Annotated in this window: 11 protein-coding genes; 7 read left to right on the top strand and 4 right to left on the bottom strand. The window is 70.6% G+C overall.

The genetic code is table 11. From position 1 onward, the window contains the following. Window positions 1-79 precede the first annotated feature (79 nt). Genes D451_RS0117025 through D451_RS0117010 form a run of 4 tightly spaced genes read right to left on the bottom strand, consistent with a single transcriptional unit; the run spans window position 80 to window position 3,847 of the window. Entirely contained in the window at window positions 80-1,576 is a 1,497-nt protein-coding gene (locus D451_RS0117025) for a hypothetical protein (RefSeq protein ID WP_017535336.1), read from the bottom strand. Continuing rightward, window positions 1,573-2,466 carry an ATP-binding cassette domain-containing protein gene (locus tag D451_RS0117020; RefSeq protein ID WP_017535335.1) on the bottom strand — a complete coding sequence of 298 codons (894 nt, stop codon included), beginning with the start codon at window positions 2,464-2,466 and terminating at the stop codon, window positions 1,573-1,575. The genes D451_RS0117025 and D451_RS0117020 overlap by 4 nt, the downstream gene beginning before the upstream one ends. Beyond that, window positions 2,463-3,260: a zf-HC2 domain-containing protein gene (locus tag D451_RS0117015; protein WP_017535334.1), complete on the bottom strand. Its 798-nt coding sequence runs from the start codon at window positions 3,258-3,260 to the stop codon at window positions 2,463-2,465. Before D451_RS0117015 ends, D451_RS0117020 begins: the two co-directional genes overlap by 4 nt. Next, window positions 3,257-3,847 carry an RNA polymerase sigma factor gene (locus D451_RS0117010; RefSeq protein ID WP_014909197.1) on the bottom strand — a complete coding sequence of 197 codons (591 nt, stop codon included), beginning with the start codon at window positions 3,845-3,847 and terminating at the stop codon, window positions 3,257-3,259. The genes D451_RS0117015 and D451_RS0117010 overlap by 4 nt, the downstream gene beginning before the upstream one ends. 139 nt (window positions 3,848-3,986) lie before the next feature. Between D451_RS0117010 and D451_RS0117005 the strand changes: the two genes are divergently transcribed. From D451_RS0117005 to D451_RS26605, 7 genes are all read left to right on the top strand, one after another. Beyond that, window positions 3,987-4,922 (top strand): LLM class F420-dependent oxidoreductase, encoded by a 936-nt coding sequence (locus D451_RS0117005; RefSeq protein ID WP_017535333.1) that lies wholly within the window; start codon window positions 3,987-3,989, stop codon window positions 4,920-4,922. 379 nt (window positions 4,923-5,301) lie between these two features. Next, the gene (gene acnA, locus D451_RS0117000; RefSeq protein WP_014913034.1) at window positions 5,302-8,025 is read left to right on the top strand and encodes an aconitate hydratase AcnA; all 2,724 of its coding nucleotides are present in this window, start codon (window positions 5,302-5,304) and stop codon (window positions 8,023-8,025) included. A 130-nt stretch (window positions 8,026-8,155) separates the two neighbouring features. Next, entirely contained in the window at window positions 8,156-10,114 is a 1,959-nt protein-coding gene (locus D451_RS0116995) for a hypothetical protein (protein WP_017535332.1), read from the top strand. Further along, window positions 10,104-11,387 (top strand): hypothetical protein, encoded by a 1,284-nt coding sequence (locus tag D451_RS0116990; protein WP_017535331.1) that lies wholly within the window; start codon window positions 10,104-10,106, stop codon window positions 11,385-11,387. Before D451_RS0116995 ends, D451_RS0116990 begins: the two co-directional genes overlap by 11 nt. Window positions 11,388-11,477: 90 nt before the next feature. Next, the gene (locus tag D451_RS0116985; RefSeq protein WP_017535330.1) at window positions 11,478-13,508 is read left to right on the top strand and encodes a hypothetical protein; all 2,031 of its coding nucleotides are present in this window, start codon (window positions 11,478-11,480) and stop codon (window positions 13,506-13,508) included. Beyond that, window positions 13,498-14,814 carry a hypothetical protein gene (locus D451_RS0116980; RefSeq protein ID WP_017535329.1) on the top strand — a complete coding sequence of 439 codons (1,317 nt, stop codon included), beginning with the start codon at window positions 13,498-13,500 and terminating at the stop codon, window positions 14,812-14,814. The genes D451_RS0116985 and D451_RS0116980 overlap by 11 nt, the downstream gene beginning before the upstream one ends. Window positions 14,815-14,941: 127 nt before the next feature. Beyond that, a partial coding sequence (locus D451_RS26605) for a protein kinase domain-containing protein (protein ID WP_036568293.1) occupies window positions 14,942-15,347 on the top strand: 406 nt, incomplete at its 3' end.

Below are 15,347 nucleotides of genomic sequence, written 5' to 3'. Positions count from 1 at the left end.
GGGTGGTCAATGGGGTGTGGTCGTTCGAAAGGGGGGTGGAGCCTCGGGAGGAGAGGGGCGTGCGAGGAGAGGAGGGGCCTCAAGGGCAGAGCGGGGTGTCCTCGCCCATCTCGTAGGGGAGCTCGTGGGGCTCGATCATGGCCTGCTCCCAGTCGGGCTCGGGGAGCTCGTCCGCCGGCGGGAGATCGAGCAGTTCCGTCAGGGTGTCGAGGTCGGCCTCGGGGGACGTCAACGTCTCCCAGTGCTCTTCGATCACCGCGGCCACGCGTTCCTCGGGAAGGCGCGTCAACAGGTAGGCCAGGCTCAGGTCCGGAAGGTCGGGACGGTAGTCCATCAGGAACCACTCCGCGGCCGTGAAGCGCGTGGACGCGTCCTCGTGCACCGCGCCCCTGCTCACCAGCCAGGAGCCCACCACGACCCGGGCCTGACCGGTCGCCGAGCACAGGTGGTACAGGTACGGCGGGAGCCCCAGGGAGTAGGCGACGACGGAGGAATCCAGGTCCATGCCGTGGTAGGGGTTCTCGGGGTCCCAGTACTCCCCGACCGGGGCGGTGCCGTCGGGCGGGGTGTAGAGGGTGTCGGAACGTCGGGTGGGATTGGCCTGCCAGATCACGGGCAGGGGTGCCCGGTCGGGGATCCGGGCCACCACGGGGGTCAGCTCCGTGCTCCAGTGCTCGACCCACGGCTCGTACCCGGGCAGCGGGCAGTAGGTCATCCTGCCGATCTCGACGCACCCCTCGGCCGCCAGGTCCCGAGGCAGAGGGCTCGGAGACCGCTCGGGATCAACGTAGACGTCGTTCGCATAGGCCTGGAGGCCGACGAGCCCCACCAGGGACAGGCCCACGACGCCGAGACAGGCGACGCGTCTCAGGCGGGCCCCTCGCCGAGCGGCCAGGACCAGCAGCGTCAGGCAGAGCACCATCAGCAGGGTGTGCGTCAGGTAGATCAGCGCGGTCTCGAAGGTGTCCGGGTAGAAGGGAAGCGGCGACAGGGCCAGGTACATGAAGCGGCTCATCTGCTCCATCACCAGATCGGCCGGGGTGACCAGGGCCAGAGCGGTGTACAGCAGGTACGTCGGGAAGAGCAGACCGACCGCGACCAGGGGCACGAAGGAACGGGTCCAGACGGCCGAGACGACGGCCGAGAGGGGCCCGTACCAGCTCAGGAGGATCACCCCGACCAGGGCGATCGGTTGGAACACCCCCGCCGGTGGGACGGGGGCGAAGAGCGGGTACAGCGCCGCGACCGAGCCCATGATCACCGAGGTGACCGTCACCGAGGCGAGCGTCAGCGACAGCAGCCGGAGCGCCGAGGACAACGGCAGGGCCAGATCGTGGGAATGACGGACCTCGCGGAGCGCCGGGAAGGTCGTGACCGCGAACATGACCGCGCCGACCCCGGCGACCTTCAGGACCGAGTCGGTGAAGAAGTCGTTCAGGGTCGGCAGGGCGGGCATGCTCGTCGTCAGCCACAGCCAGATGAGCATCAAGGGCATCAGGACGAGGAAGACCGGACTGATCAGAAGGTGCCGCAGGTTGAGACCGGTCAGCCGCCAGAAGATGGAGGCCCTGGTCAACGCCCGCCCCCCACGGCTCCGGTCAGAAGCAGGTAGGCGTCCTCCAGGGACGGCTCCACGGCCACCCTCCCGGGCGGGGCGGGTTCGGGAGCGGGCGCGCCCACGGGGAGCAGGACCCGATGGCGGCCATCGGCCAGACGCCAAGAGGTCACGCCCTCCTCGGGGCGCGTGTCCTGTTCCCAGACACGACCTCGGGCCCGGTCGACGAGTTCGCCCGGTGAGCCGTCGAAGATGATCCGTCCCCCGTCCAGACACACCACCCGGCGGCACAGCGCCGCGACGTCCTCGATCTGATGGGTGGAGAGCACCACGGTACTGCGCACCGCGAGCTCCGAGACCAGATCGCGGAAGCGGATGCGCTGTTCGGGGTCCAGGCCGACGGTCGGTTCGTCGAGCAGGAGCAGGCGGGGGTCTCCCAGAAGGGCGGTGGCCAGTCCCAGCCGCTGGCGCATGCCTCCCGAGAGACGCCGGATCCGACTGTGTCTTCGGTCGTACAGGTCCACCCGACGCAGCGCGCGACGTACCTCCTCGTGCCGTTCCCGGCGTCCGCCCAGGTCCTTGAGGACGGCCATGTAGTCCAGCAGGCCGAACGCGGTGAAGTGCGGATAGAAGGAGGGGTTCTGCGGCAGGTAGCCCATGTTCCGCCGGATCTCGGTGCGCTCGGTCGAGCGTTCCGGGGAGCGGTCCAGGACCCGCAGCTCGCCGTCGCTGATCTCCAGGTCGGTGGACAGACAGCGCATCAGGGTGGTCTTGCCGGCCCCGTTGCGTCCCAGGAGTCCGGTCACCCCGGGGCCCAGGTCGAGATCGATCCCGTCCAGGGCCCTCCGGGTGCCGTAGGTGCGGACCAGCCCTCGGGCGCTGACCCCGGAGGCGCCCTCCACGCCGCTCACGCGGTCCTGACCCGAAGGACGATCGCCACGGTCAACAGGGTCAGGGCGATGGCCCAGCAGCCCTGCGCGGTGGAGGAGAACAGCAGAAGCGGATCGACGCCCTCCAACGCCATGATCCCCACGGTGAGCACCCATCCGACGGCGACGATCCCACCGGCCAGACTCAGATGCATCCAGCGGCTCAGAGTCAGGCAACCGGCGACCATCGCCAGCGCGGGCAACAGCCAGAAGACGGCCTCGTAGAGCGTGGCGGACGAGGGCATCAGGATCGCCGCCACCGTGCACAGGAGCAGGGCGGGGACCAGGACCGCGCAGGTGCGCATGAGCAGTAGCGGATAGCCGGCCCACGGGGTGACCGAGGTCAGGGTGTGGGCGGGATCCACGCCGCGTCCGTAGGCGAGGGCGACCCCGATCAGCGGGACGATCGGCGCGGTGAAGGAGAACAGCAGGGTGCCGCGCGGGACCTCGTGGGCCAGGGTGAGGGCCGCGATGAGCACGACCACGGTGGCGATCAGCCAGGCCCGGTAGAGCGCCGGGGTGGCGGCCAGTAGCTTGGCGGTGCCCTCGCGCACGCCCATCACGCCCAAGAGGCGTTCGACCGGCCCGAGGCGGGGGCGGTCCACGATGTCGCGCAGGTCGGCCCAGCTGCTCTCCAGCCAGGCGTCGTCGGTGGGCAGACGGTCTCGGCAGTGGGCGCAGTGCGTCAGGTGGGCCTCCACGGACATGGCGGTGACGTCGTCGGCGGTGTGGTTCGCGTAGCGGTGCAGTTGGTCCTGGTCCAGGTGCCAGCTCATGTGGTCAGTGCCTCCCGTAGCCGAGCCTTCGCGCGCATGACCCGTGTCTTGACGGTCCCCTCGGGTATCTGGAGGATCTCCGCGGCCTCGCGGACGGTCAGGCCGTCGAGGACGGTCGCCTTGAGGGCCGAGCGGAGCTCGGGGGAGAGCTCGTGCAGGGCGGTTCCCAGAGGGCCGTGCTCGATGTTGAGGAGCACGGTGTCCTCGGCGGAGGCGTCGCCGATGGTCTCGTACGGCTCCGGCTCGCTCTCGGCGATCCACCGGTTGGCGCGTTTGCGCAGTTGTGAGATGAGTTGGCGGATCGCGATGGTCCACAGCCAGGCCCCGGCGTCGGTGTCTCCGGGGCGGGGGCGGAAGGAACCGGCGTTGCGCCACACGGCGAGGAAGGTCTCCTGGAGGGCGGCGTCGAGTTGGTCGGAGTCGGAACAGCGGTAGCGCAACCGGGCGCGCAGCCAGGGAGCGTGCCTGCGGTGCAGGATCTCCAGGGCGTCGGTCTCCCCGGCGGCCACGGCCGTCAACAGCACCGGGTCGGGGCTGTCGGGGTCGTAGTCGGGAACGCGGCGTCGCGAGCGGCGGAGGAACTTCACGTGGTCGGCTATCGCTGGAAGGAGGGAGAACGGTTCAGACGGAGCGAGGTCGGGTTCGCACCGTCCTGACCACGCCTTTTCGACGGTACCCGCGCGGCGGTTCCGAAGTTGCCGGTCAGGGTGGGAGAAAATGGGGCGTATGCGTCTGAGTATCTTCCTTGAGCCCCAACAGGGGGCCACCTACGAGGACCAACTCGCCGTCGCCAGGGCCACGGAGGACCTGGGCTTCGACGGGCTCTCGCGGTCCGACCACTACCTCCACATGGGTGATCACGTGAGCGGGCTCCCCGGCCCGACCGACGCCTGGATCACCCTGGCCGGACTGGCCAGGGACACCTCTCGTATCCGTCTCGGCACCCTCATGACCGCGGCGACCTTCCGTCATCCCGGCCCCCTCGCGATCGCCGTTGCCCAGGTCGATCGCATGAGCGGTGGGCGGATCGAGTTCGGCTTCGGCGCCGGATGGTTCGAGCAGGAGCACGCCGCCTACGGGATCCCCTTCCCGGCCTCGGCCCGTGAGCGTTTCGACCGCTACGAGGAGCAGCTCGACATCATCACAGGGTTGTGGTCGACCCCGGTGGGGGAGACCTTCCGGTACGAGGGGCGGCACTATCGGCTGGCGGAGGGGCCGGCGTTGCCCAAACCGCAGCAGGGGCCGCGCCCTCCGGTGGTGATCGGGGGGACCGGGCCCAAGCGGACCCCGCGTCTGGCGGCCCGGTTCGCCGACGAGTACAACGTGCCCTTCTGCTCCGTGGAGGAGACCGCGGCGGCCTTCGGTCGTACGGCGGAGGCGGTCCGTTCGGCCGGACGCGCCGCTCCGATGGTCTACTCGGCGGCGCAGGTGCTGTGCGTGGGGCGTGACGAGGCCGAGGTGGCCCGGCGCGCCGAGCGCATCGGGCGCGAGGTCTCGGACCTGCGCCGTGACGGCCTGGCCGGCACGCCGGACGAGGTGGTGGACAAGATCGGCCGGTTCGCGGCGGCGGGTGCGGAGAGGATGTACCTACAGGTCCTGGACATGGCCGATCTGGATCACCTGGAGCTGGTGGCCTCCGCGGTGGCTCCGCGGCTGGACTGAACCGGTTCCGGAACCGGGGGTGCCGGAGGGCTTCGGGGAGGCACCCGATAACTTGATATCGAGATACAAGTTGGATACCTTGACATCAAGATATAGCGGGGCTCCCCCGGCCCGCTCCCGACCCGGGCGTGTGAGGTCGACCGCGTTTCGACACACGGGCCCGAGTGGGTGGGCGTGCGCGGCCAGCGAGCCGCGCGACCGGCGGCGATGTGGCGTCGCCGCAGGTCAAAGCGGCCCTGAGGGGTTCTCGAAGGGGTAGGGCGCAGGAGGGCGCTCCACGTTCTCCGGGAACCCGGTCAGGGCGGCCTCAGTAGGTCCCGCGTCTTTGCCATAGGGCAGGATGCTGGGGACAAAGTGGCGAGATCAGGAGGCAGACACCGTGTCCGCGAACAGCTTCGGCGCCCGTGACACGTTGCGCGTTGGCGACGAGTCGTATGAGATCTTCCGGTTGGACGCCGTCAAGGGCGCCGACCGACTTCCCTACAGCCTGAAGGTGCTGCTGGAGAACCTCCTGCGCACCGAGGACGGCGCGAACGTCACCGCCGAGCACATCACCGCTCTGGGCAACTGGGACGCCAAGGCGCAGCCCAACCAGGAGATCCAGTTCACCCCCGCCCGGGTGATCATGCAGGACTTCACCGGCGTCCCCTGTGTCGTCGACCTCGCCACCATGCGCGAGGCCGTCCGCGACATGGGCGGCGACCCGGACAAGATCAACCCGCTCGCCCCCGCCGAGCTGGTGATCGACCACTCCGTCGTCGTGGACCTCTTCGGTCGTCCCGACGCCTTCGAGCGCAACGTCGAGATCGAGTACGAGCGCAACTACGAGCGCTACAAGTTCCTGCGCTGGGGCCAGACCGCCTTCGACGAGTTCAAGGTCGTCCCGCCCGGCACCGGAATCGTGCACCAGGCCAACATCGAGCACCTCGCTCGCGTCACCATGGACCGCGGCGGCCAGGCCTACCCCGACACCTGCGTCGGCACGGACTCGCACACCACCATGCAGAACGGCCTGGGCATCCTGGGCTGGGGCGTCGGCGGTATCGAGGCCGAGGCCGCCATGCTCGGCCAGCCGATCTCCATGCTCATCCCGCGCGTGGTCGGCTTCAAGCTGACCGGTGAGCTCAAGCCCGGCACCACCGCCACCGACCTGGTGCTCACCATCACCGAGAAGCTCCGCGAGCACGGTGTGGTCGGCAAGTTCGTCGAGTTCTACGGCGAGGGCGTCTCCTCGGTGCCGCTGGCCAACCGCGCCACCATCGGCAACATGAGTCCCGAGTTCGGCTCCACCGCCGCGATCTTCCCGATCGACGACGAGACCATCCGCTACATGCGCCTGACCGGCCGCTCCGAGCAGCAGGTCGCGCTGACCGAGGCCTACGCCAAGGCCAACGGCTTCTGGCACGACCCGGCCAACGAGCCCGAGTTCTCCGAGTACCTGGAGCTCGACCTCGCCGAGGTCGTCCCCTCCATCGCCGGTCCCAAGCGCCCGCAGGACCGCATCGCGCTGTCCGAGGCCAAGCCGACCTGGCGTCACGACGTCCGCAACTACGTCGCCGACGAGGCCGACGAGGCGGGCGAGGAGTCCTTCCCGGCCTCCGACGCCCCGGCGCAGAGCGCCAACGGCGGCCGTCCGCACCGTCCGGTCCCGGTCACCCTGGCCGACGGCACCGAGACCGAGATCGACCACGGCGCCGTGGTGATCGCCGCGATCACCTCGTGCACCAACACCTCCAATCCCTCGGTCATGCTGGGCGCCGCCCTGCTGGCCAAGAAGGCGGTGGAGAAGGGCCTGAGCCGCAAGCCGTGGGTCAAGACCTCCATGGCCCCGGGCTCCAAGGTCGTCACCGACTACTACGAGCGCTCCGGCCTGACCCCGTACCTGGACAAGCTGGGCTTCAACCTGGTCGGCTACGGCTGCACCACCTGCATCGGCAACTCGGGCCCGCTGCCCGAGGAGATCTCGCAGGCGGTCCAGGACAACGACCTCGCGGTCACCGCGGTCCTGTCCGGCAACCGTAACTTCGAGGGCCGGATCAACCCGGACGTGAAGATGAACTACCTGGCCTCGCCGCCGCTGGTGGTCGCCTACGCGCTGGCCGGTTCGCTCGACGTGGACATCACCACCGAGCCCCTGGGCCACGGCAAGGACGGCGAGCCGGTCTACCTGGCCGACATCTGGCCGACCGCCGAGGAGATCCAGGAGGTCATGGACAGCGCCATCGCCTCCGACATGTACCAGGACGCGTACTCGGACGTGTTCGCCGGTGACGACCGCTGGCGTTCGCTGCCCACCCCGACCGGCAACACCTTCGAGTGGGAGGGCGAGTCGACCTACGTCCGCAAGCCCCCGTACTTCGAGGGCATGGGCGACACGCCCGCGCCGGTCACCGACATCACCGGGGCCCGCGTCCTGGCCAAGCTGGGCGACTCGGTCACCACCGACCACATCTCCCCGGCCGGCGCCATCAAGCCGGGCACCCCGGCCGCCGACTACCTCAAGGCGCACGGTGTCGAGCGTCGCGACTTCAACTCCTACGGTTCCCGTCGCGGCAACCACGAGGTGATGATCCGCGGCACGTTCGCCAACATCCGTCTGCGCAACCAGATCGCGCCGGGCACCGAGGGCGGCTACACCCGCGACTTCACCCAGGCCGACGCCCCGGTGTCGTTCATCTACGACGCCGCGCAGAACTACGCCGAGCAGGGCACCCCGCTGGTCGTCCTGGGCGGCAAGGAGTACGGCTCCGGTTCCTCGCGCGACTGGGCGGCCAAGGGCACCCGCCTGCTGGGCGTGCGCGCGGTCATCACCGAGTCGTACGAGCGCATCCACCGTTCCAACCTGATCGGCATGGGCGTCCTTCCGTTGCAGTTCCCGGAGGGCTCCTCGGCCGACTCCCTCGGCCTGACCGGTGAGGAGACCTTCTCCATCACCGGCGTGACCGAGCTCAACGAGGGCCGCGTCCCCGAGACGGTGAAGGTCACCACCGACACCGGTGTCGAGTTCGACGCCGTGGTGCGGATCGACACCCCCGGTGAGGCGGACTACTACCGCAACGGCGGCATCCTCCAGTACGTGCTGCGTCAGCTGATCGCCGAGTAGTCCCTTCGGCTCCACCGGCGCCCTCGGGCACCGGATCGGATCCTCGGGCCACCGCCGTCACACCGACAGCGGTGGCCCTTTTCGCACCCTTGGTCCTCATATGACCAATGTGGGTGGCTAAGATCCGGTCATGCCCCCGACCCTCATCCCCCGGTCCGGTCGCCTTTCGATCATCGTGTCGTGCGCCTTCCTGTCCCTTCTCGCGGGACCCTCCGACGCGAGGGCGGAGGCCCTCCATGACATCGGTCCGGCCGAATACGTCGCCGACCTCCTGATCGCGGAGCCCGAGGGCGAAGCGGTCGTGATCGGGGACATGCTCGCCGGCACCCACGACCTCGAGGACACGGCCGATCATGTCCGTGATCTCTTCTCCGACCTGGGCGTCCCCTTCCACGTCTACGCCTCGCCGTCGATGCCCTACACCTATGAGGGGAGGGCGTTCCTGTCGGAGGTGGCCGAGCGGGTCGGAGCCGACGGCCTCTACGTGCACATCGCCGACGGTTCCCCGAGGGTCAGGACGGTGGCGGTGGGGGTGGACACGCCGGTGGAGGACGTGGACGGCCTCGTCGGGGCGCGTGCCAGGGGCGAGGAACATTCCTCCATCGAGACGATCGCCGAGATCTATGTGGAGACCCTCCTGGACCCGGCGTTGGAGGAGTGGGCCGAGAACCCCTGGCACGTCCCACCTCGAGATCCGCTCGATGAGGAGGGCGGGGACCGCTCCTCGCCGGGTCTCCTCGACCCGGATCGCCCCGGCGCCTCCGCCGACGCGGGTCTCCTCGTCGGGACGGTGGGAGGGGCCCTGATCATCCTGGCCGTGGTGCGGGTCCGTGTCCTCCGGCGTCGTTATCGCGCGTCGAAGGAGGATCTTCCCGGGACCGGCGCCGTCGTGGGAGCGGTCGCCGTCGCCGCCGTCCTCGCCATCGGGGCGGGCGCGGCGACGTCCGGGGCCGTGCTCGGGCGGTCGGAGAACCCGGCGTCCGTCCGGAGGCTCTCCTCCCCTCCCCACGTCACCTCCACGGAGCGGATCGACCGGATCGTCGAGGGGTGGGGCGACACACCGTTGTACGTCGACCCCCACGTGCAGGGGGACCGTATCGGGCTGACGCGGATCGGCGCCGGGTTGGAGGAGGTGACGGTTCCCGTTCGAGCGGCTCTGATGGTCCAGCACGGGTCCGACGAGTCCGCCGGTGTGCCCGATGTCCTCGCCTACGCGTTGGCGCACACCTATGGGGAGGAAGGCGTGTACGTGGTCCTGGACGTCATCGGCGGGAGGGTCGGAACGGCCTTCGTCGGCGCGAGGCCGACGGGGGAGGGCTTCGACTGGTCGCCTCCGAGGCCGAGCGACCCGGACGGGGCCGCCCTCGCCGAGAGCCTTCACGGCCTCGCGGACGCCTTCGGAGACACCGTGCCCGACCCGACGGTGGAGCCGAGGGTCCCGCCCGAGGTGGAGGAGCGGATCGCCCGTTCACCCGATGTTCCGAGGGGACCCGGACCGGGGTTCCTCTCCGACGGCCTGCTCCCCGGGCTGTTCGTCGTCGGTCCGCTCCTCGGAGCGGCTCTGAGCGCGGCCCACCTCTTCGGGACACGGCTCGTGCGAAGGGCCGTGCCGATCCGGGGGCGACGCCTGCGCGCCCAGGCCGAGCGTGAGGCCCGACGGATGCTGGAGGACCTGGAACGGGTGCCGAATCGGACCCCGGGACTCTCGGAGGCCACGGCCGAGGCGGACGTGGCCCTGGCGGCTCTCCATGGAGACCCGGACGACCTCGACCTTCTGGGCGTCATCGTGTTGGCGCGGCGTGCCCGAGGACGTCTGTCGGGGACGGTCTCCCGCCCCTCCGTGTGCATGCTCGACCCTTTGCACGGCCCCGCCGAGGGTCGAGGGAGGCCCCGGCACACGAGGCGGCGGATTCCGCTGTGCGCCGAGTGTCTACGGCTTCCTGAGGAGGAGAGGGTCCCTCTTCGCCTCCGTATCGGGTCGCGGATCGTCTTCCACGGAACGGCCGAGCGCGTCTGGGGCCGGACCTGGTACGGCACGCGGGAAGTACTGGAAAGGCACATGGTGGAGGAGGAGCGCGTTGCGCGTTGAACGAGCCCTGGCCGTCCTGTCGATGGTCGTACTGCTGTCCGGGGCGCCGGTCGCCGCGGCGGCCGACGTGGACGAGGCCGGACGGATCGCCCGAGGTCTGGTGGAGAACGGTCCGGTGCACATCGATCCGGCCTACGCCGACGACGTCTCCGGGAGAACGATCCAGGAGATCGAACGGCTCATCCTCGAAAGCGGTCTGCCGATCCGGGTCCTGGCGATCCCGTTGGGGGTGGAGGGGGAGGAGTACTGGCAGGGTGACGCCGAGCGGCTGGTCGCCGACGTGCACGGACTGATCGGTGACGACGGCCATTACCTGTTCCTTGAGAAGAACAGGTCGGTCGGGATCGATTACGTCGGAGAGCTCAGGGAGCCCTTCGGGCACGCGTACTACGCGGTCAGAATGGCGGAGGAGGGCTTCTACACGTCGCTCTCGTTGGACGATCGGCTGTGGGAGATGGTGGACTACGCCGTGCACTCGGACCCGGAGGAGCTCTACGAGAAGACGCGCCTCCATGAGCAGGAGGCGGCCTCTCCTCTGGAACCCTCTCCTCCGGAGCCTCCGGCCCCGGTCGACGACACGTCCACGATGCCGCGCGGGCCTTGGATCGGCGTGGGAGCGGGTGTCGTCGGGGCGTCGCTTCTGGCCGGCGGTCTGCTGTACCGCTCCCGGCGGAGAACGCTCGTCCCTCCGAGTCGCGCCTCCTTCGACAACGCGGCCCACACCCGACACGAGGTCCTGGCGGAACGGGCCGAACGGGAGTTGGCCGAGATGGGCGAGCGGATCGCCCGGGCCAGGGCCCGAGGCGAGGTCGGCCTGACCTTCCTGGAGAGGGCCTTGGAACGGAGGGGCGCCGCCCGCACGATCCTGGAGGGGGCCGGAACGGAACCCGCGATCGAGGACCTCGTGGGCGTGCTCGTCCTCCTCGACATGGCCGAGGACGCCCTGGCTCGAGCCCGCGGTGTGCGCCCGCCCGATGCTCTCGCACCGCGCCACTGTTACGCCGATCCGCTGCACGGTACCGATACGGTCGAGACCGACTGGCGGGGGTTGGGCGGAAACGAGACACTCCGGGTGCCCCTGTGCCCCTCCTGCGTGGAATCGGTGCGGGAGCGACGGCGCCCCGACTCCCTGCATGTGGAGCACGAGGGGGGAAGGGTCCCCTACCACGAGGTGCCCGCCGAGCGGAGCCTGTGGTCGGCGACCGGTTACGGGGCTCTGGCCGACGATCTGGTCGAGCGGATCCGGAGAGGGGAGCACCGGACCCGACGGTGAGACGGTCGGAGTCGTCCGGATCCACGGTGGGTCGAGTGCGTTCGGGCAGGTGAGGGACGGTCGCGGATGGCCCCTCGGTATGCTCTGCGCATGCCCGAAGTCCCCACGAAACCCTCCGAACCCTCTTTAAGCGCCCTGCTCGCCGCGCCCCTCACGACCCTGGCCCTCGTCCTGGTGTTCCTCGTGGGCTGGCCCACCGCCGCGATGGCCGATACCGAACCGGCGTCCCCGGCGGCCCACGTCGCCGACCTCATGGCCGAGCAGCCCGAGGGTCGGGCCGTCGTGGTGAACGACCTGCTCGCCGGCGAGTACGACCTGGAGCGGTTGGAGGAGGAGGTCCGGGCCGAGTTCGATCGGCTGGACGTTCCCTACCACGTCTTCGTCGGCACGGACCTGGTGAACCTGCGACAGCGGGGGTTCGTCGCCGCCCTCCAGGACCGGGTGGGCGAGGCGGGGCTCTACGCCTATCTGAGCGAGGGGAGCGTGATCGTCGACGCCTCCACGACGGCCGGTGTCGACCTGCCGATGGACGAGGCGAACACGGTCATGGTCTACGACGGCCCGGAGTACTCCGATCCCCTCCCCGTGGTGGCCAAGGCCTATGTCGACGCCCTCCTGGACCCCGAGGTCGCCGAGCACGCGGAGCGGGCCCGCCAGGCCTCCTACGACGAGGACGGGGGGTCGACGAGCGAGGACCGCGCCTCGAAATGGCGCGAGTTCGTCGATGACATGGACCCCGACTCCGTCAACGGGCCGGAGAACGCCGGAACCCTGGCCGGGATGCTCGGTGGGACGGTCCTCGGAGTGGGCGGCGCCCGGGCCGTCCTGGTGTGGCGACGTCGGGGCACCGGAAGGCCGCCCGTGGGCTCCCTGTGGTGGGCGGGCGGTTCCGTCGCGGTCGCCGGGGCCATCGCCGTCACCGGCCTGCTCCTGACCGTGCTGCCCGAGGCCGGACCTCGTGAACGGGCCTCGGAAGCGCTCGACGAGGCCCTGTCGTCCCCGCCCTATGTCCTCGCCACCGACCGGGTCGACCGGGTGGTCGATGGGTGGGACGACGATACGCGGGTGTTCGTCGATCCCCTCACCCCGCTGAGTCCGGAGGCGGGAGAGGAGTTGGCGGACGCCGTCGCCGACGCGAGCGTCCCGGTGTACACGGCCGTGGTCCCCCTCGACCGCGACGACGAGTCCGAGGGGGACGCCGAGGTGCTGGCCCACGCGCTCGCCCACACCTCGGGCCGGGGCGGTGTCTACGTGGTGGTCGACGGTCTCCACGGCGGGGTCGGGACGGCTCTGCTGGGGGTGGACGCCGGTGTTCAGGTGTGGGACCTGAACGTCTCGATGAGCGAGCTCCCGGAAGGGGCTCCGGTGACCGCCGCGGCCCTGGAACTGCTGGACCGCCTCGGGGAGGCGCGTTCGGCCCCCGGCGTGGCACCGACGGTGCCCTTGGCCGCCGAGTTCCACGCGGACGCCGCCGACGATGGAGAGCCCTCCACACGCGCGGAGCGTTACCACGCGGAGGGGCTATGGCCCGGACTGCTCATCCTCGGGCCCATGATGGGCGCGCTCCTCTGGTTCGTGTGCGCGGGCGTGGCCCTGCTCCTGCCCTGGTCCGTCCGGTGGACGCGGGCCACCCCCGGTCGGCGTCTGCGCCCCATGGCCCGGCGCGCGGCCGACCGTGCCGTCGCCGCGCTCGACGCCGCAGGCGACCATCCCGAGGCGGATCGGGCGGTCCGGGACCTCGACGTCGCTCTGATGGTGTTGGGCGAACATCCCGACGAACTCGACCTGGTCGGGGTGATCGTCCTCGCTCGTCGCGCCGCTCGACGCCTGGAGGAGGCGGAGGGGCGCGCGGACGGACCCGTGTGCATGGCCGACCCCCTGCACGGGCCTGCCGAGGGAAGGGGGCGTCTGCCCCGCTGGGACGGGGGGAATCCGTTGCCCCTGTGCCGGGGCTGTCTGCGCAGGCGCCCCGAACGGCGCGTCCCGCTCCGTGTGCGCGCCGGTGGGAGACGTTTCGTCCCCCACCTGACGCTGCGGGAGCGCACCTGGGTCTCCTCGCGCTACGGCACGAAGAGGCGATTGTCCGGAGAGAGTCTGTTGGAGGAGAGCCGTGCCCGTTGACACCCGACCGGGGATCCGGAGACCGCTCGGCCTCCTCACCTCGCTGCTGATCGTCCTGTCGGGCCTGGCGCCCGTCCCCGCCCATGCCGAGAGCACCGCGGAATCCTCGGCCGAGATCATCGCGAACGCGCTCCGCGAGTCCCCCGTGTACGTGGACCCCGTCTACTCGACGGTCGTGCCCGAGGAGATGCGGGCGGAGGCGGTCGCGACCATCGAGGAGAGCGGCCTGCCGGTGCGCGTCGTCCTGACGCCGCTGTTGGCGGGTGACGACTGGGACGGCGACGCCTCGGCGCTGGCCGCCGCCGTCCACGACCGTATGGGCGGGGTCGGCCACTACCTCGTACTGGAGGGGGACTCGTTCCGGGGACAGGACCTGCCCCCGTCGGCCGACGGTTCCCCGGATCTGCGCGCCCACTATGCGGCCCTGGCCTCCTCCTACGCCACCGAGTTCGACGGAAGCGTCGGGGAACGGATGGAACGGGCGGTGGAGTTCGCCGTCTCCGACGATCCCGAGGCCGTCTACGAGGAGTACATGAGCGCCTACGAGGACTCTCGGGAAGCGGCCCCCGAACCGGCGGGGAACGCCGAGGCATCGGACACCGAGAGCCCGGAGGGTGCGGCGGCGATGTGGCCCTGGGCCCTGGGGACGGTCGCCTTCCTGGCCCTACTCGGAGGCGGATACCTGCTGTGGACCCGGCGTCCCACCGCGCCGAGCATGCCGCAGCACGCCGCCTTCGCCAACGCCTCCCAGGCGCGACGGGAGGGTCTGGAAAGACAGGCCGAACGGGAGCTCATCGAGGTCGGAGAACGCCTCGGAGCGATGGAACCGGCCACGGGCACCGACGCGTCCCTCTCCCTGGGGCGGGCCCTGGACGCCCACGACGCGGCCCGAAGAGTCGCCGAACACCTGGAGGAGGGGTCCCTCGCCGACGTCGTCGGTGTGCTGGTCCTGCTCGACCTGGCCGAGGACGGTCTCGCCGCTGCGGGCAAGGGCCGCCGGTGGAGCGGGGCCGACCGGCGACGGCACTGCTACGCCAACCCGCTCCACGGGACCGGGACCACCGACACGGACTGGCGCCAACTGGGGGCCACGCGCAGTGTCCGGGTCCCGCTGTGCGGCGGATGCGTCAAGGCGGTGCGGGGGCGGACCCGGCTCGCGGCCCTGCAAGTGGAACACGAAGGACGTTCCGTTCCCTACTATGAGGTGCCCGCGGAGGAGAGCGTCTGGGCGGCCACCGGTTTCGGTTCCCTCTCCGACGACCTCGTGGAGCGGATTCTGCGCGGCGAGCGTTCCGGACGGCGATAACGGGCCGACATCGGTTCCCCTTCGGACGGAACCTCTTCGGGGTACGGGTGGTCACACTCCTGTGACACCCTGGCAGGGCCCGCGATGACGGGCGGGCGACGGTGACGATCGAGAGACGGGGCGGACTGTGGACGATCCCCAGAACCAGGACACGCGGGAGCGCGTGGTCGGCGGCTATCGGCTGCTGAGGTCCCTGGGGCGCGGCGGGTTCGGTGAGGTGTTCCTCGGTGAACGCGAGGACGGCACCAGGGCGGCGGTCAAGCTGCTGCACGCGAGCTGGGCGGGCGACGAGGGCATGCGCCGCCGTTTCACCGCGGAGGTGGAGCAGGCCCGGAGGGTGAGCGGGTTCTGCGTGGCGGCGATCCTGGACGCCGACCCCGAGGCGGAGCAGCCCTGGATCGCCACCGAGTTCATCGACGGTCCCACCCTCCAGGCCTCGGTGGAGGCCGACGGGCCGCGTACCGGCGTGGAGCTTCAGCGTCTGGCGGTGTCGTCGGCGACGGCGTTGGCGGCGATCCACGCGGCGGGCGTGG

The sequence above is a fragment of the Nocardiopsis alba DSM 43377 genome (assembly GCF_000341225.1).
GTDB classification, from domain to species: domain Bacteria; phylum Actinomycetota; class Actinomycetes; order Streptosporangiales; family Streptosporangiaceae; genus Nocardiopsis; species Nocardiopsis alba.
The sequence above is the reverse complement of the archived record's forward strand: the minus strand, read 5'-3'. Positions and strand labels throughout refer to the sequence as shown.

What these genes read in the sequence shown, in the direction of transcription:
- D451_RS0117015 (WP_017535334.1), bottom strand. Translation starts at nt 3,260, where the DNA reads ATGAGCTGGCACCTGGACCAGGACCAACTGCACCGCTACGCGAACCAC.
- D451_RS0117005 (WP_017535333.1), top strand. Translation starts at nt 3,987, where the DNA reads ATGCGTCTGAGTATCTTCCTTGAGCCCCAACAGGGGGCCACCTACGAG.
- D451_RS0116995 (WP_017535332.1), top strand. Translation starts at nt 8,156, where the DNA reads ATGCCCCCGACCCTCATCCCCCGGTCCGGTCGCCTTTCGATCATCGTG.
- D451_RS0116985 (WP_017535330.1), top strand. Translation starts at nt 11,478, where the DNA reads ATGCCCGAAGTCCCCACGAAACCCTCCGAACCCTCTTTAAGCGCCCTG.